The following is a 16,764-nucleotide window of genomic DNA, read 5'->3' on the forward strand; positions in this document are numbered from 1 at the left end:
AAAAGGGGTAACACCATGACTTTTAATACCGCACTCAGTGGACTCCGTGCCGCTAACACGGATTTGGAAGTAACCGGTAATAATATTGCTAACGCTAGTACTACAGGTTTTAAACGCTCCCGTGCAGAGTTTGGTGATGTATATGCCAACTCTCTAGTGGGTAGTGGTAATAATAGCGCCGGTAGTGGTGTGTTGGTTAACGCGATTGCGCAGCAATTTGACCAGGGTAATGTGTCTTTTACTGACAACAGCCTGGATTTAGCCATTAACGGTACAGGCTTTTTTATTCTGTCGGATACGTCGGGTGCCACAACCTTTACTCGTGCAGGTTACTTTGGTTTGGATGAGTCTGGTTATATCACCAACAACGGTGGCTCTCGTTTGCAGGGCTTTTTGCCTACCGGGTCTGGTACAGGTGTTGGTGGTACCCCGGATGATTTACAAGTGCAGGTGGGTGATTTGCCACCGGCGGCGACAGAGCAAGTGGATTTATTATTTAACCTGGATGCCCGGGGCTCTACTCCTATCGTGTCTCCGTTTGATCCAAATGATGCCGATACATTTAACAGCTCAACCTCTCTGACAATCTTTGATAGTCGCGGTCAGTCGCATGTGCTTTCAACCTACTATGTAAAGTCTCCCTCCGATAATGTTTGGAATATGTATAGCTATATTCCCGATGAAAATGGTACTTTGCAAAATGTACTGGGTACTGGTGCCATTGATGCAACCGATGTGGCTGATGCCGCTGCCGCCAATGTTAATGCCCAGGCAGCGGCGATATTTATGACGACTTTGCAGGGCAGCGCACAAGACGCCGTAGCTAGTATTGCCGGTGGTGAAGATACTATTCTGTCTACAATTATGATAGATACAAGAGCCGTCCTGGTTAATGCCAGGGACACTGCAACCACCACCAATTCTTCTGCTGAATTTCAGGCCGCTATTGATTCCCTTGATAACGCCGCAGCACAAGCTTCGGGTGCTGCTTATGGATTACCAGTCAGCACCAGCGAGGCGCAGGATATATTAGACATTCTTAATGCCACTACAATTGCGCTGTCCGCGACAGCTGTATCCACAGCGGACTCGATCAATACAGCCACAGTTGCTGGCTTTAATGTACCGTATTTCGAATTGTCTTTTGATACAGGCGGTACCTTGCAAAGCTCGGACCCGGCAGTATTAAATATCGATAACTGGAACCCGGAGGGCGCTAACCAATCATCCTCCGATGGTTCAACAGCCACAACGTCCGATTTCCTGGTGGACATTGGTGCCTCTACCCAGTTCGGTAGTGACTTTGCTGTAGCCAACGTTGATCAGGATGGTTTTGCCACGGGCCAGCTAAGTGGTCTGGAAATCAATAGTACCGGTGAAGTTTTTGCCCGTTACACTAATGGCGAAGCGCTGATATTGGGACAGGTCGCTATGGCATCCTTCGCCAATGAACAGGGCTTAAGCCCGCAGGGTGATACCTCTTGGGCCCAGTCTTTTGAATCCGGTGAGCCGGTATTCGGCGCGCCACTAACCAGCACACTGGGTGCCATTCAATCTGGCGCATTGGAAGAATCCAATGTGGATTTATCCGAAGAACTGGTACGTTTGATTATTGCCCAGCGTAACTTTCAGGCCAATGCGAAAACCATCGAAACGGCTGATACTGTGACTCAGGCCATTATCAATATTCGATAATGCCGTGGCCCAGTAGATAGCCAAAGCCGCGACAGGATTCGCGGCTTTTTTTTATTTCCCCCAAACTTGGCACCCATCTTGCAATTTCTCTATTAAACAGAAAAAGCCTTTAAAAATAGGCTTTTACAGCCAAAAGCGGCAAACAAATTCCACCCCTATTGCCATGCGGCAAGGGTGATTAAAGCGGAGAAAAGTATGGACAAGGCGGTGTATATAGCAATGGCCAGTGGCCAGAATATTATGTCTGCCCAGGCAATACGCGCTAACAATCTGGCCAATGCCAATACCAACGGCTTTCAGGCGGACTTTGCCCAGGCCCGTTCCATGGGGGTGTATTACGGTGAAGGTCTAAGTACCCGTGCTTACTCTCGTGCAGAGAGTCCGGGTACGGATTTTCAGCGTGGCTCACTTAATGAAACAGGACGCGATTTGGATATGGCCGTAGAGGGAGATGGTTGGATTGCGGTAAGGGCGCCTGATGGTACTGAAGCTTTTACCCGTGCGGGTTCATTAAAACTCGACCCCAATGGCCAGTTATTAACCGGTAACAACCTGCCGGTACTTGGTAATGGTGGCCCCATTGCGTTGCCTCCCTCCGATAAGGTAACCCTGGGTGCCGATGGCACGATTACGATCCAGCCCGCAGGTCAGTCAGTAGAAGTGTTAGCTACGGTTGACCGTATCAAACTGGTTAAGCCGGAGTACGCAGAACTGGTCAAAGGTAAAGATGGCCTGATCCGTCGTCGCGATGGGCAAGAGCAAGCACCTGACGCTTCAATTCGTCTTCAGTCCGGTTTTCTTGAAACCAGTAATGTAAATGCGGTGGATGAATTGACCAGCATTATGGCGTTGGCAAGACAGTTTGAAGTCAACGTCAAGATGATGAAAATGATCGAAGAAAATTCCAGTGCTGCTGCCCAGGTATTGCGCGCACAGTAGGTATTAAATAATTAAACATTGAATAATTAAACAATGAATAATTAAACAATGAAAAAGTCTAACAGAGGTTAGTTATGAATCAGTCATTATGGATTAGTAAAACCGGATTAAGTGCCCAAGACACGCGCCTGGCGACCATATCTAATAACCTGGCCAATGCAGCAACGGTAGGTTTTAAGCGCGACGATGTCGTATTTGAAGATTTGCTGTATCAAATTCGTCGCCAGCCTGGTGCCCAGTCTTCTCAAAATACTCAATTGCCATCGGGTTTACAGGTTGGTACTGGTGTGCGCGTTATCGGCACACAAAAGGAATTTTCTGCAGGCAGCATGCAAATAACTGACAAGCCCTTGGATATGGCCATTGTCGGTAGAGGCTTTTTTGAAATACTGCTACCGGACGGCAGCGCGGCTTATACCCGTAATGGCCAATTCCAGATTAATGCTGATGGCGCTATTGTAACGGCCCGTGGTTTGGAATTGCAGCCGAGTATTACCGTACCAGAAGACGCACAAACTATTTCTATCAGCTCTGACGGTATTGTTGAGGCGTCTATTGCTGGCCAGCCAAGCCCCCAGACCTTAGGCACCTTAACAGTCACTAATTTTGTTAACCCAACTGGTTTACAGGCGATTGGTTCTAACCTGTTTACTGAAACGGCGGCTAGCGGTACACCGAATACTGGCCTTCCTGGTAATCAGGGGTTGGGCAGCATAGAGCAGGGTTCTTTGGAAAATTCCAATGTGGATGTAGTAGAAGAGCTGGTGAGTATGATTACTACCCAGCGAACTTACGAGATGAATTCAAAAGTGATCTCGACAGCTGATCAAATGCTGCAATACATCTCACAGAACCTGTAATTATACGAAACAGCATAGGTATCGAATGATGAGCGTTTTATTTCGACAGTTTTGTTTTACAGGCTTAGCCCTATTGCTTTCGGCTTGCACCATTGGGCCGGAGCCATTACCTGATGATCCCGCTTATGCGCCGGTGATTCCTGCCATCACTGAAATACCACAGCCTAACCGTGGCGGTATTTATCGTCCGGACTTTTCCGTGGCGCTGTTTGAAGACCGCCGCGCTAATCGGGTAGGGGATATTATTTCCGTTATTCTGAGCGAGAGAACCCAGTCGAGTAAAACGGCCGATACAGAAATCACCAAAGAAAGTGCAACCTCATTTGATGCCGGTACGGTATTAGGGGTGGCACCTTCCCTGGGAGATTACAACTTGCAGACAGAGATAAACCAGGACCGTGAATTAATTGGTGAGTCTTCAAGTGATCAAAGCAACAGCTTAAGCGGCAGCATTGCTGTTACCGTTTCAGAAATATTACCTAACGGTTTAATGGTAGTGCGTGGTGAAAAATGGATGACGTTTAATCGCGGAGAAGAATTTATACGTATTCGCGGTTTGATTCGTCCCGAAGATGTGCAGCCAGATAACACGATTCTCTCTACCCGCCTGGCAGATGCAAGAATTACCTATAGCGGTACTGGCGACCTGGCCGATTCCAACAAGCAGGGTTGGGGTTCACGTTTCTTTAATAGCGAATACTGGCCGTTTTAAACTATTTTGGGTGTAAAGATGATGTTATCTAAATTGCGTAATCATAAAAGTCCGTTGGCCAAAAGTTTGATAGCCATTGTGCTTATGTGGACAACAGTACTGTCAGTACAGGCTGAGCGTTTAAAAGATATTGCAGATATTGCCGGTGTGCGTGACAACCCGCTTATAGGCTATGGCCTGGTTGTCGGTTTGGACGGCACCGGTGACCAGACAACCCAGACACCTTTCACCACCCAGTCCTTCCGTTCCATGTTACAGCAGTTGGGTATACAGCTACCTGAAGGCGAATCTTTCCAGCTAAAAAATGTAGCCGCGGTGACTGTTCATGCCACATTACCTCCTTTTGCCAAGCCCGGACAAACTATTGATGTGCAGGTTTCATCAATAGGTAATTCGAAAAGTTTACGTGGCGGCAGCTTATTGTTATCACCCTTAAAAGGTGCTGACGGCCAGGTTTATGCTATTGCGCAAGGTGAGTTAGTTGTTGGTGGTTTTGGTGCAGAGGGTGCCGATGGTTCCAGTGTAACAGTGAATATTCCCAGTGCGGGGCGTATTCCTAATGGCGCTATTGTGGAACGAATGATAGCCAATAGTTTTTCCAGTGGTACGCACCTAACGTTTAACTTAAACCGCGCTGACTTTACTACTGCTCGTCGGGTTGCCGAGAGCATTAATGAGTTGTTAGGCCCTGATATTGCCCGTGCTTCTGATGCGGCTTCTATTCATGTTACGGCCCCCAGAGATCCTAACCAGCGCGTGTCATTTATGTCACTACTGGAAAACGTTGAGGTCAACCCAGGTAAAGCCCCGGCAAGAATTATTATCAATTCACGTACTGGCACCATCGTAGTCGGCGAGCATGTTCGAGTGCGGGCCGGAGCGGTTACCCACGGTAGCTTAACCGTGACAATTACCAGCACCCCACAGATAAGTCAGCCGAATGCTTTTGCTGGCGGCCAAACTGTCGTAGTACCACAGTCAGAAGTGAGCGTGTCTGAGGAGACCCGCCGTATGTTTGCCTTTGAAGCAACCACCACACTTGATGAACTGGTTAGAGCCGTTAACGAAGTCGGTGCAGCTCCCGGTGATTTAATGGCAATTTTAGAAGCATTAAAACAAGCCGGCGCCCTACAAGCTGACCTGATTGTAATCTAGCGAATAGTTGACGAATAGTTGACGAGTAGTTGAAATGATTAACACAACCACCACAAATGCCAACGTCGGCGCGGATTCATACACCGACCTGGCCAACCTGAATTCTATCACCGCATTAGGTCGTAAGGATAAAGACCAGGCGCTGGAAAAAATTGCCGAGCAATTTGAATCCATGATGGTGCGGATGATGATGAAGAGCATGCGTTCTGCCAATAGTGTTTTTGCTGAAGGAAATTTTCTATCCAGCAAAGAAGGCGATATGTACCAGGATATGTTTGACGACCAAATGGCTTTATCCCTTTCCCAAGGTAGAGGTATGGGTATTGCCGAAGTGATGGTACGTCAACTTAAACAACGCTATGGCAATGAAGAAAAATCAACAGCAGCGGGTAGCGTTCAGGAGTATCTGGATAAGCGTAATAACTATACCGGGTTTATTCCCGGAGTTGAGTCTGCCAAAGCTGCCGTCAACCAAACGGCTGGGCAGTTAGCGGCTAAACCTAAATCTATGGCAATGGAGTTTGATGGCAGCAGCCAGTCCTTTATTCAGCAGGTCTATGCCATGGCTAAGCAAGCCGCTGAAAAATTAGGTATTCAACCCGAAGCGTTGATTGCCCAGGCTGGTCTTGAAACCGGTTGGGGTAAAAAAATCACCAGCATCGGTGATAAGAGCAGCTTTAACCTGTTCAATATTAAAGCCGACAAGCGTTGGCAGGGTGATAGCGTCACAGTGCAAACCCTGGAAGTGCGTCAAGGGATACCGACGAAAGAATACGCTACCTTTAGATCTTATGAATCACCAAAACAAAGCTTTGATGATTATGTAGCGTTTATTAACAGTAGCCCCCGCTATGAAAAAGCGCTGCAGGCGGATGATTCTGAATCATATATTCGCGCATTGGAAGAAGCCGGTTATGCGACTGACCCACAGTACAGCGAAAAGATTTTGCGCATACTCAATAGTTCAGAAATGAAGAGCGCAGTAAATAATGCGATGAATAGCCAGCCCGTAGCTATGGCTAGTCATTAAGGATTTTTATCCAGGTAAAATGTTATGTCATTATTAGGTATAGGAATTAGCGGTCTTGATATTAGCCAAACCTCATTGCGGGTAACGGGTAATAATATTGCTAATGCAGGTCTTCCCAGTTACAGCCGCCAGCGGGTTGAAGTGGCAACATTGCCCGAGCAATTGCGGGGTCCGGGTTTTGTCGGGGCTGGTGCTATTGTTAGTGATATCTCCCGCGTAGTAGATCAGTTTTTAATAAATCAAATTCAACTGGATACTGCCAGCTTTAATAATCTCAATATTTTTGCTACCAATATTGAGCAGTTAGACACTTTATTAGCGGATGATTTTAGTGGGCTTGGCCCCGCTATCGGTAATTTTTTCGCAGCGATTGAAGCTAGCGCTCAAGACCCTACTTCTGAACCTGCCAGGCAGGTTGTAGTCAGTGAGGCGGATAGTCTTGCGCAGCGGATCAACACTTTGAGTTCGCGGGTACTGCAACAGGCAGCCTCAGTTAATGATCAAATCACGTCATTGGCAACCCAGGTTTCGACGTTAGCCTCGGGTATTGCCGCACTTAATCTGTCTATCGAAGATCAAATCGCGCGCGGCGCGGGCGCCGAGCCCAATCAATTACTCGATCAACGTGATGAGTTATTGCGGGAACTGTCTGAGTTAGTCTCGGTAACCACGGTAAATAATGGTAATTCATTAAGTGTTTTTATCGGTAATGGCTTGCCGTTGGTGGTAGGGGCGAATGCGGCTCAGTTAGCTACTGAAGTCAGTCGTAGAGAAAGTGGCAATGTAGAAATTACCTTTGCGGATCAAAACGGCGTCAGCCAGGTAATTACAGATTTCGTATCCGGCGGTAAGCTGGGGGGCTTGGTAGAGTTTCGCGATGAAACAACGGTGGAAGTGATTAACTCACTGGGTCGTTTAGCAATAGGTATGGCGGAAGTACTGAATACCCAAAACTCCCTTGGCGTAGATCTTGACGGTAACCTGGGTGGTAATATTTTTCGCGGCATCAATGATGGCGATATTCCCGGTCAACGAGTGATCGTAGACCCCAATAACTCGGCACCTGACAGCCAGTCCATGGTGGTAAATGTCACTGATGTCAGCGAGTTAACCACCAGTGATTATATCCTGATTGTGACTGATCTCGATGGCGACACTACCGCCGACTACCAGGTGATTCGCAACAGTGATGGGGCTGAGGTGTATAGCGCCAGCGGTACCGGTACCGGAGAAGTCATTAACTTTGGCGATGGGTTTGAAATCGATATCGATGCCGCAACACCGGCCAACCTTGCCGTTGGCGACCGCTTTTATATTCGTCCTACCCGTTTCGGTGGTTTGGATATGGCGGTAGAAATTTCCCGTGTACAGGAACTTGCCTATGGTGTACCCATTGTCACCGATGCCAAAATCGGTAACACCGGCCAGGGTTTAATTTCTTCCGGCGAAATATTGGAGTTGGTGGATGACACCGCATTTAATTTTGGCCCGCCGGCGACATTGCCATTAACCAATTCCGTCTATTCATCCGCCGGCATGTTGGCCGGTGAGATATTAATCAGATTTACCACTCCCACAGACTATACTGTTTATGCAAATTCGGATGCGACGGCACCGGAAATTTTATTTTCCGGCACGATTATTCCGGGGCAGGCTAATAATCTGTTTGATAGTAATTCAGGTGATGCCAACTATATTGGTTTTCAGGCTGAGATTAATGGCTTCCCCGACGCTGGCGATGAATTTACCTTTAATTTTAATGCCAATGGTTCCTCCGATAACCGCAATGCTGTTGCTTTGGGGCAGGTGCGAACCAACAATATTCTCGATGGGGGTTCCACCAATTTTGAGAATGCTTACGGTAGTTTGATTGAAGAAATAGGAACAAAAACTGCTCAGTCCCAGATCAGTCGGGATGCGGCTCAATCATTATTATTTCAGTCCCAGGCTAACAGGGATTCCATGTCGGGGGTTAACCTGGACGAAGAGGCGGCCAACCTGATTAAGTTTGAACAGGCTTACAATGCCTCGGCACAAATCATTACTATTGCCCGGCAAATTTTCGATACCCTGTTGGGTATTCTGCGTTAATTAATAGACAAAGGCATTAACGATGGCAATTCGTTTTTCGTTTTTACAAGGGTTCAATCAAAGTGTGCAGGGCATTTTGCGTGTCCAGCAGCAGACCTATGAAACACAGCAACAGGTATCTTCCGGTCGTCGTATTGTTAGCCCCTCGGACGATCCGGTGGCCTCTGCGCGCATTATTCAAGTGAATCAGGAGCTGTCACAGGTCGGCCAGTATATTGATAATGCCGACTCCGTTGAGAATAGACTTAACCTGGCTGAAAACCAGGTCCAACAGGTTTCGACATTGCTATTTCGTATCCGTGAATTAACGATACAGGCAGGGGGGTTGGCCCTGACCCAGGGCGACCGCCAGGGTCTGGCGGCTGAGCTGGATACAAGACTGGATGAACTGTTTGATCTGGCTAATACACGGGATGTTAATGGTGAATATATTTTTGCGGGTTATCAGGGCGCGGTACAACCCTTTGTAAAAACCCAGGCCGGTGAATATATCTACCAGGGTGATGATGGACAACGGCTGGTGCAAATTGCCAGCTCTACGCAAATCCCTATCAGCGATAGTGGAAAGTCTATATTTATGGATATCCAATCGGCGAATAAGCTGATCGCAACCAGTGACGAGAGTAGCAATACCGGTAGTGCAACAGTTACGTCTTCCGATATTGATAGTGCGATTGACCCCGCCGATGGCCTGAACAATTATGAGCGCAATGCCTACCCGGATGATTATATTGTGGTCTATGACAGTGTTGCCGGCGGTTATAATATTTACGATCGAGCTGACCTGTTAGATAACGGTACCCTGGATACTGTGCTTAATACTGAAGGTATTATTCTGGATACGGGCAGCCCGATGACCATTGATGCCAATGCCATCGATTCCACGCCCGCAAGCCCTGATACAACGAATCTTGGTTGGTCTATCACACTATCAGGTACACCCGCTGATGGTGACCGTTTCTATGTAAATTCCACTGAAAAACAGGGACTATTAGATACAGTTGCTAAACTGTCCGAAGGACTAAAAAACTTAACGGATTCAGCAGCGGATGAGTTGATTCTGGATGATTTATTGGCAGATACACTGAATAACCTTACCTCGGCCGAAGACAATATGTCGAAAATCAAGGCTCAGATCGGTGCCAGGCAAAATACTCTGGACAGCGTTCGCTCGTTGCATGAGGGGGTTAAGCTTGTTAATGAGGAAGTACTATCGGAATTGCGCGATCTGGATTATGCTGAAGCCTTAAGTCGTTTAAGTCTTGAGACTTTTACTTTGGAGGCTGCACAGCAGAGCTTTGCCAAAATCAGTAATTTGTCATTGTTTAATTTTCTTCGTTAATCTATAGGTCGACTTAATAGGTCGACTTAATAGGTTGACTTAATAGGTTGACTCATTATTGCTCGCAAACCTTTGCTTATCGTTACATTCACAGATTAGGGACTATGCCAGCACCAGCCTATAAGAAAATACACGATGCTTATCAGCAAGGTAATGTGAGTTTAGCCAAAAAGCTGATCAAAAAATCTCTGCGAGACAATCCAGCGCCCGATGAAAAATTAAAGCTTGCTATTATCGGCTTCGGCAATGGGCAGTTTGAGATGGCGATGCCACTGTTTAAGCAGGCGGTCACAGAAAATCCCTCCCTGGCCAGTGAGGTGGGCGGATTTATTGAATACCCCTCATTGCAAGATCATTTCGATATTCGCGTTAATATTCTCGAGTTGGCTTTATCAGCCCAGCCCTCTAACCATGAGCTGGAAATAGCACTGGCATTAACCTATGAGTTAAATGAAGATTTCGAAACGGCGGAAAAATACTATTTAAGCGCCCTGGAACAGGCAAGCAACAAAGCTCGTGCCTTACAGGGTTTAACCAATATTTATTATAATCTTAACCGCTTTCACGATGCGGTGGCCTGTGGTCTGCTGGCAATAGAGGCCGACCCCAACAATGCGGGTGCCTACTACAATACCGCGCTGTCACAGCTAGGCCTGATGCGTTACCAGCTTGCGGTAGATTATCTTAAGCAAACGCTGGCCATAAAACCTGATCACTACGGTGCCAATGTTAATCTGGCACACTTGATGTTAAAGCTGGGTTTTTTTACTGCCGGCTGGTTACATAATGAGTGGCGCTGGTCAAAGCCTGATAATCTGGTGAAGCTTGAGCTACCTATTCCTGAGTGGAAAGGTGAAAACTTAAACGGGAAGACATTACTTTTATGGGCCGATCAGGGCTTTGGTGACCAGGTCATGTACGCTGGTTTATTTCAGCGACTTATTGATCAAGGTTGTCTGCTGAGTGTAGTAGGCGATGCACGGCTGAAAAACTTAATGAGTAATAGTCTGCCGTTGCAGGGTTTCTATAGTTATAACACTTCGGGCCAGAATATTGAGATCCCTGCCGTATTTGATTACCAACTATCGCAGGGCAGTCTGCCGCGGTATTTAATTCATGGTTTTGATGATTTCGGTGCGGGTGAGGCCTATCTTAAAGCTGATCCCAGCCTGGTTGATGTCTACCGGAAAAAATTACGCGAAGCCTATCCCAATAAAACATTAGTGGCTATTGGCTGGCGTGGTGGCGTTCGCCATACGCGCAAAAGCGCAAGAACTATTGGTTTGGATTTATGGCAGCCGCTGTTTAAAAGGGATGATATCGCTATCATTAATCTTCAGTATGATAGCGATCAGGATGAGCGTGACTTTATTCAGGCCAATGGTGGCTTTACGCCGGCATTCGATCTAAAAAATGATATGGACGATTTGGCCGCCTTTCTTGGTGCTATTGACCTATTTATATCTGCAGATAATTCTACGGTACACCTTGCCGGTGCGCTCGGTGTGGATGTGGTCAATATTGTGCCTTTTGCTGCTGAATGGCGCTGGTTTCTCGAGGCAGATAAGACCTACTGGTACCAGAGCATGCGTTTGATCAGGCAGCAACAGCCCGGTGAATGGCGTGACTGTTTAGCTTCTGCAGTGAAGTTATTGGCATAGGTTGTTTTTATGATACAGAAAAAAAGAGTCTTAATTCCCGGGCTTACTGATTATCCACCGGTGAAAGGTGGGGAGTTTGTCAGTTACCGTTTCGACCCCAGTGATTTATTAGCGCTTGATAGTGATAAGTTGCAATCTATTATTTCCCTGGGTGAAAGCAGTCAATGTGACTATGTAGTGATGTCTGATGCCATTAGCTTCGATATGGAATTAATAGCACGGTCGCTGATTGAAAAATCAGGCTTTGATGCTTTATGGGGATTGCAGTATTTACATAGCAATGGCCATATTGACCTGGCATTTCCGCAGGCGTTTTATGCGCAAGGTGGTGCCGAGATGGCTGTGTTAAGTTTTGATGGCCTGGCGGGTTTTGATCATATTGTTTCACTGGAAATATTACAGCGCTATCAAGCTGTGACTTCAACCATCTCTTTGGCCTCTTATCTCTACTTTATTTGGGCTGAATGTTTTGTGGCTAAATTACCATTAAACCTTTGGGTTAAAGATAGTTTGAGTGCCCTCAATGGCAGCGATGAGAAAGTGCTGGGGTTAATTTTTGAACAATTGAATACCCTGGCCAATTCACTATCTACAAAACATCGGCTAGAGATAAAGAATAAAAATCTATTAGCGGCAAAACAAGTATTTAAAAAAGAAGGTATTACTGTTAATGAGGAAAACCATTGGGGGTTTAATGATTTTCTGCCTTTTTATGGCTCGGTCGATTTTTTGTTATTAAATGACCAGACGATATCCCTGTCTACTTATGCGGATGATATTGTTGCCAGCTCAATTTTTTGGACAGGTCATTATGAGAAGGCCAGTAGCTGGTTGTGGTCCTGGTTGTTAACCAATAAAAGTTATGATTTCTGTCTGGATTTGGGTTCATATAATGGTTTCTACAGCCTGATAGCGGCCAGCTTGATGCCCGGCAAACCTGTACATGCCTTTGAGCCAAGGCATCAGCGTTATGGGCGCTGTGTGGTGAATCAACAAATAAACTTATGTAATAATTTAACGGTACACCCTTTGATTGCCGCTAATAATAATGGCCATCATGTGTTACAGGAACACTATCTTTTACCGGATAAGGCCGGCGAACCTCGCTCCAAAAAAGAGTTTCCGGCCTTTTCTATTTCTATTGCAGAGCAGTTTGCTGATCTCCTTTCTACTGATCATGGTTTGGTCAGATTGGCTCAGCCGGAATTTATGGTAGAGGCTTTGGAAGGCATGCGGCCTTTATTGTCAGCTAGAAAAATTGATCTTCTTATTAAAGTGAGTGCCAATGATAATGTTGCGGCAATCCACCGTTTGCTAACACAATTTGGTTATCACCTTTACACGATTGACGAGGAAAGTAGCCAGCTATCGACAGCATCAGAACTGATTGCTGGCGATACAATCTATAATCAAAATAAACTCTATGTCAGGGAACCGCTAAACCTTGAGTAAGGAATTTATATGGATTTTATTTGTGTAAAAGCCAAGCCGCGATATGGTGCGGCCTATGTTAACCGGCTTTACGATATGGTGGCCAGACACTATATGGGTGACTTCACTTTCTATTGCCTGACGGATGATGAGGCTGGTATTGATTCATCGATTATCTGCAAGCCCCTTAAATATGAATTGAATGGCTGGTGGAACAAAATACAGGTCTTTGAATTTTCTGCTGAGCATAATGCGCCGCTTTGCTTTTTAGATTTGGATACGGTCATAGTTGGCAATCTTAATTTTCTCGATGACTACTCAGGAGATTTTGCGGTGTTAACAGATTTTTGCCGCCTGCAAGGTTACCAGTCCTGTTTTATGTTATTTAATAATGGCTTTGGCAATGATGTCTGCCAACCTTTTTGGGATGATCCGCAAAAAGCTGTTAAGCAATGTGAGCCAGGTGTTGGTCCCACATGGGGAGATCAGCGTTGGTTAGAATTAACCGTTTCAAGTGCAGATATACTTCAGCGGTTGTGGCCAGATAGATTTATAAGTTTTAAGGTGGATGTCGCTCAGGAGATGATTATGCCCTTTGGGGCGTCTGTACTTTGCTTCCACGGGGAGCCTCGGCCTCACCATTTTTCTATGAGTTATTTGATGTAATTGATATTTATAGCAGAGAGGCCATTTATTTTGCTTTTAGCGTCACCGGGTTTGGCAGCGCCCGTGAATGAATGGTGACTTTGTGGTTAGGTCGTAGTGGTGGCATGGTGAAATTTTTTGCCCAGTTGCAAAAGTTTTCTTTAAATACATATCCGTCAGCTATAGGTAGTGGGAAGAAATGCTCGATTTCTTTTAACAAGTCAAAGGCTGCCGGTGAGTGAATGTCGCTACCCGATGCGGGTTCTTTTTTAACGATTAAGCCCAGCTCATAGTTATTTGAAAATCTGGCCTTGCTGCAATCAAAACCGGCTAGTATCAAGTTATAACAGAGTAAGAAGGGGGTCCAGCTGCTGATGTGGCCGCTGATCATTCGCTCTCTGGGATGTATCGGGGCAGAAATTGCCAACAAACCGCCGGGTTTGATGCACTTATAAATTTTATCGAGAAATAAACCGACATTGCGTTGGTGTTCGATTACGTGGGAGCACCATACCAGGTCAAACTGGCGATCAATCTCTGCAGTGGTAAAGTCACCGACGTAGTCAGCATCCTTATGCAGATCAACGGAATACACGTCTTTATTAAAATATCGAAAAAATCGTGCGTGCTCCCCGTCACCAGAGCCGACTTCAAGGACACTGTTAAATTGATTGTTATATTCCGACATCAATAACAGCATGGCATGAAACCCCCAATCCAGAGTAAATTCATCATGCTGTTGCAGAGAAGGGACTTCGGTACTTGTGTCAGGCATGTGGAACTATCCCGTATGATTTTTGTAGGCGTTGACAGCCTTTTTCCCTGTACTTCTTATGAGTCCATCCTTCATTAATTGCTTGCGAGCTGATTGGGCACAAACTTGTAACTCAGATTCACTATCGAGAAAGTTGGCTAGCCGCGGCTGGTAAAAAGAGGCGGTATCAGGCCCTACCGGGAATTGATTAAAATGCGAAGTGATTAGCAAGTGGCGCTCTACAGCCAGGTGGGCAATGGTTTCCCAGTCTTCCTGTTTGGCGGCATCTTCCATAGCGTTGGTACGCGCTTCGATGATCTCCCAGCTATGATCAATGCTGTTGGTATTCATTACAATCCCGTGAGTTATATTTAAGGACCTTAGTCCCTATCGCCATTAACTATTTTTGCGGTTGCGGCGAGTTGCTGGCTTAAAAAGTTGCCGGTGGAATTAAGTTGCGAGACTAAGATATCCAGCGCGGCAAACTGAGCTCTAAGGCGCTCTTCTATTTTTTCAAGGCGAAGGCCCAAATCCAGGCGCTCTTCTTCAATCTCTTTAAGTTCGGTGCTAAGAATTTCTTCTTTAATATCAATGGTGCCGCCCGACTCTAAAAATGAATCCAGCAGTGCATCCATTTTAGTGGCTATACCGTTGTCGCCGGTTAACAGGGTGGCAAGATCATCAAAGTTAGATGACACCGCATTATCAAGGTTAGCGGAGAAACTGTTATCGCTGTCTTCTTTTAAGCTGATGGTGCCATTCTGGTTAGTGCTAAAGCCGAGATACGATAAATTGTTGAAGTCCCCTGGGGCTTCCTCAACCGTACTGGTCATAATGCGGCGAAGTTGCTGCTCTATAATGCGCGCGCTGGAATCGTTACCCAGAATACCTCGGGTGCCTGTATCCGCGTCATAGTCGGTCAGGCTATTCATAACAATAATCAATTCGTTATAGCTGGCGGCAAAAGTGGTGATTTCTTTTTTCACCCCAGCCGTATCAATATCGACGGTGAGTGATGCGGTGGTGGTTTCATCTACCGCCAGGGCGGTGATAGATACATCGTTAATCACGCTATCGAAGACATTTGAAGAACTATAAGCGGTAAAGCCATCAACGGTAATCGCGGCATTGCTGGCCACTGTAATATCATCCATTTGGTTGAGACCGTTAATGCTGTTATCCGGGTCGCTGCCATCATAGAAAAAACGGGATAGGCCGTTGGCATCGGTATCATCGCCGTCATCAGTATCATCAACCGTGATGTTAATTTGCTTATCCTGGCCGCTGTTGTTTGCAGTGATGACTAACTCGGTGATGGTGCTGCCATCGGTGGTATCGGGGTCATCGACTGTTAACAGGCTAGCGGTAATACCTATATTGTCACTGGCATTGTTAATGGCATCGCGTATATCGGTCAGGCTATCAGTCAGGGCTACTTCAATATCAAAGCTGTCGCCGCCAACAAAGCCCAGCGATAAAGTACCTTCGCCTACGGTGGCGGCCGGGTCGGCAAAGCCGCCGTTGGTGGCTACTTTACTGGCGGTGGCTAAGGCTAATACTGAAATATCATAGCTGCCGAGTTCGGCGCTGGTTCCGGCGGTGGCGGTAAACGCATCAGTGTCAGCTGAGCTGGCTTTGCGGCTGGAATAAAAACTGCTGTCTTTGAGGTTGCTCAGTGATTCTTGAAAGGCAGCCAGAGTGCTTTTGACGCTACCATAGGCTGAGACGGTCGCTTGGGTTTCAGCCTCCTCTATGTTCAGGCGAGTGCTGGTAGGAGTTTCCTCAGCGGCAATAATATTGGTGATCAGGGACTCTAAATCCAGCCCTGAGCCCACGCCAACGGATGTTATTGTAGCCATGATTAATTACCCATATGCAAAGTGTGCAGGATTAGCCCATAGGTCGGAACTTTGACATTTAATAATGTTATCCAGAGTAAAGGCATATATCGTGCCATGATGGGTTACCTCTTACTGCACAGACCCTTATAGGGTGGCGGTTCCCGGGAGAGAAAAAAGGGAGGCAGAGCCTCCCTTGTTGTAGTTCTTAAGTAGTTCTTAAGTAGTTCTTAAGCCCGTTCCTTAAGGAAAAGGCTGGCGGTATGTTCCTCAATTGAGGCTGCCAATTTAATGGTTTCCTCCGCCGGTATTTGTCGAATCAACTCTTCTGTTTCAGAATTGTAGACTTGAATTACAATTGTTCCAGATTCTTCCTCAACACTAAATGACAGGGTTCGCTGTACATTTTGAACATAGTCATTCAGTTTGCTGATGGCTGATTGGAGCTCTTGCGGCTCAGGTGCTACAGCCTTCTGTTCAGGTTGTGCCGATTCGGCTTGCTCGGGGTTAGGCTTGGCAGCTTGCGCTGGTTTAGCTCCCTGAGCTTTTACCGTTGGCTGAAAACCACTTTTAACAATATTGTTAAGCATGGTTGTCACCTTCACATCAAT

At 46.4% G+C, this 16,764-nt stretch carries 15 protein-coding genes; 11 read left to right on the forward strand and 4 right to left on the reverse strand.

Going from position 1 to position 16,764, the window contains the following annotated elements:
* Positions 1–15: 15 nt before the first annotated feature.
* The 11 genes from P8H32_RS05465 (at position 16) to P8H32_RS05515 (ending at position 13,582) form a co-directional block, all read left to right on the forward strand.
* Positions 16–1,695, forward strand: coding sequence for a flagellar hook protein FlgE (locus tag P8H32_RS05465; protein ID WP_297291793.1), 1,680 nt, complete (start codon positions 16–18; stop codon positions 1,693–1,695).
* 195 nt (positions 1,696–1,890) lie between these two features.
* On the forward strand, positions 1,891–2,634 hold the full coding sequence (gene flgF, locus P8H32_RS05470) for a flagellar basal-body rod protein FlgF (RefSeq protein WP_297291792.1): 744 nt from the start codon (positions 1,891–1,893) through the stop codon (positions 2,632–2,634).
* A 74-nt stretch (positions 2,635–2,708) separates the two neighbouring features.
* Complete coding sequence (flgG, locus tag P8H32_RS05475) at positions 2,709–3,494, forward strand: flagellar basal-body rod protein FlgG (RefSeq protein ID WP_297291791.1); 786 nt, start codon at positions 2,709–2,711, stop codon at positions 3,492–3,494.
* 25 nt (positions 3,495–3,519) lie between these two features.
* On the forward strand, positions 3,520–4,206 hold the full coding sequence (gene flgH / locus P8H32_RS05480; protein ID WP_297291790.1) for a flagellar basal body L-ring protein FlgH: 687 nt from the start codon (positions 3,520–3,522) through the stop codon (positions 4,204–4,206).
* Positions 4,207–4,290: 84 nt separating this feature from the next.
* Positions 4,291–5,361 (forward strand): flagellar basal body P-ring protein FlgI, encoded by a 1,071-nt coding sequence (locus tag P8H32_RS05485; RefSeq protein ID WP_297291805.1) that lies wholly within the window; start codon positions 4,291–4,293, stop codon positions 5,359–5,361.
* A gap of 34 nt (positions 5,362–5,395) precedes the next feature.
* Positions 5,396–6,391, forward strand: coding sequence for a flagellar assembly peptidoglycan hydrolase FlgJ (flgJ, locus tag P8H32_RS05490; RefSeq protein ID WP_301088652.1), 996 nt, complete (start codon positions 5,396–5,398; stop codon positions 6,389–6,391).
* A gap of 24 nt (positions 6,392–6,415) precedes the next feature.
* Positions 6,416–8,482 carry a flagellar hook-associated protein FlgK gene (flgK, locus tag P8H32_RS05495; RefSeq protein ID WP_301088654.1) on the forward strand — a complete coding sequence of 689 codons (2,067 nt, stop codon included), beginning with the start codon at positions 6,416–6,418 and terminating at the stop codon, positions 8,480–8,482.
* Positions 8,483–8,504: 22 nt separating this feature from the next.
* Positions 8,505–9,824 carry a flagellar hook-associated protein FlgL gene (gene flgL / locus P8H32_RS05500; protein ID WP_297291532.1) on the forward strand — a complete coding sequence of 440 codons (1,320 nt, stop codon included), beginning with the start codon at positions 8,505–8,507 and terminating at the stop codon, positions 9,822–9,824.
* Positions 9,825–9,928: 104 nt separating this feature from the next.
* A complete protein-coding gene (locus P8H32_RS05505; RefSeq protein ID WP_297291533.1) occupies positions 9,929–11,485 on the forward strand; it encodes a tetratricopeptide repeat protein in 1,557 nt (518 codons plus the stop codon).
* 9 nt (positions 11,486–11,494) lie between these two features.
* On the forward strand, positions 11,495–12,937 hold the full coding sequence (locus tag P8H32_RS05510; protein WP_301088656.1) for a hypothetical protein: 1,443 nt from the start codon (positions 11,495–11,497) through the stop codon (positions 12,935–12,937).
* A 9-nt stretch (positions 12,938–12,946) separates the two neighbouring features.
* Positions 12,947–13,582, forward strand: a complete 636-nt coding sequence (locus tag P8H32_RS05515) for a hypothetical protein (protein WP_301088657.1) — start codon at positions 12,947–12,949, stop codon at positions 13,580–13,582.
* Positions 13,583–13,607: 25 nt separating this feature from the next.
* On the opposite strand, the gene P8H32_RS05520 is transcribed toward P8H32_RS05515, so the two are convergent.
* The 4 genes from P8H32_RS05520 to P8H32_RS05535 form a co-directional block, all read right to left on the reverse strand.
* The gene (locus tag P8H32_RS05520) at positions 13,608–14,336 is read right to left on the reverse strand and encodes a bifunctional 2-polyprenyl-6-hydroxyphenol methylase/3-demethylubiquinol 3-O-methyltransferase UbiG (protein ID WP_297291536.1); all 729 of its coding nucleotides are present in this window, start codon (positions 14,334–14,336) and stop codon (positions 13,608–13,610) included.
* A gap of 6 nt (positions 14,337–14,342) precedes the next feature.
* Positions 14,343–14,666, reverse strand: a complete 324-nt coding sequence (locus tag P8H32_RS05525; protein ID WP_297291537.1) for a flagellar protein FliT — start codon at positions 14,664–14,666, stop codon at positions 14,343–14,345.
* A 29-nt stretch (positions 14,667–14,695) separates the two neighbouring features.
* Positions 14,696–16,174 (reverse strand): flagellar filament capping protein FliD, encoded by a 1,479-nt coding sequence (gene fliD, locus P8H32_RS05530; RefSeq protein ID WP_301088659.1) that lies wholly within the window; start codon positions 16,172–16,174, stop codon positions 14,696–14,698.
* Between the two features lie 209 nt (positions 16,175–16,383).
* Positions 16,384–16,743: a flagellar protein FlaG gene (locus P8H32_RS05535; protein ID WP_297291539.1), complete on the reverse strand. Its 360-nt coding sequence runs from the start codon at positions 16,741–16,743 to the stop codon at positions 16,384–16,386.
* Positions 16,744–16,764: the final 21 nt, after the last annotated feature.

This window comes from Oceanicoccus sp. (assembly GCF_029238675.1).
Lineage (GTDB): Bacteria > Pseudomonadota > Gammaproteobacteria > Pseudomonadales > Dasaniaceae > Oceanicoccus.

Bases quoted from the DNA above. Each gene is read 5' to 3' on its own strand.
- flgJ (WP_301088652.1), top strand. From the start codon at position 5,396: ATGATTAACACAACCACCACAAATGCCAACGTCGGCGCGGATTCATAC.
- P8H32_RS05515 (WP_301088657.1), top strand. From the start codon at position 12,947: ATGGATTTTATTTGTGTAAAAGCCAAGCCGCGATATGGTGCGGCCTAT.
- P8H32_RS05465 (WP_297291793.1), top strand. From the start codon at position 16: ATGACTTTTAATACCGCACTCAGTGGACTCCGTGCCGCTAACACGGAT.
- P8H32_RS05535 (WP_297291539.1), bottom strand. From the start codon at position 16,743: ATGCTTAACAATATTGTTAAAAGTGGTTTTCAGCCAACGGTAAAAGCT.
- P8H32_RS05525 (WP_297291537.1), bottom strand. From the start codon at position 14,666: ATGAATACCAACAGCATTGATCATAGCTGGGAGATCATCGAAGCGCGT.
- flgF (WP_297291792.1), top strand. From the start codon at position 1,891: ATGGACAAGGCGGTGTATATAGCAATGGCCAGTGGCCAGAATATTATG.
- flgL (WP_297291532.1), top strand. From the start codon at position 8,505: ATGGCAATTCGTTTTTCGTTTTTACAAGGGTTCAATCAAAGTGTGCAG.
- flgH (WP_297291790.1), top strand. From the start codon at position 3,520: ATGATGAGCGTTTTATTTCGACAGTTTTGTTTTACAGGCTTAGCCCTA.
- flgG (WP_297291791.1), top strand. From the start codon at position 2,709: ATGAATCAGTCATTATGGATTAGTAAAACCGGATTAAGTGCCCAAGAC.
- P8H32_RS05510 (WP_301088656.1), top strand. From the start codon at position 11,495: ATGATACAGAAAAAAAGAGTCTTAATTCCCGGGCTTACTGATTATCCA.
- flgK (WP_301088654.1), top strand. From the start codon at position 6,416: ATGTCATTATTAGGTATAGGAATTAGCGGTCTTGATATTAGCCAAACC.
- P8H32_RS05505 (WP_297291533.1), top strand. From the start codon at position 9,929: ATGCCAGCACCAGCCTATAAGAAAATACACGATGCTTATCAGCAAGGT.
- P8H32_RS05485 (WP_297291805.1), top strand. From the start codon at position 4,291: ATGTGGACAACAGTACTGTCAGTACAGGCTGAGCGTTTAAAAGATATT.
- fliD (WP_301088659.1), bottom strand. From the start codon at position 16,174: ATGGCTACAATAACATCCGTTGGCGTGGGCTCAGGGCTGGATTTAGAG.
- P8H32_RS05520 (WP_297291536.1), bottom strand. From the start codon at position 14,336: ATGCCTGACACAAGTACCGAAGTCCCTTCTCTGCAACAGCATGATGAA.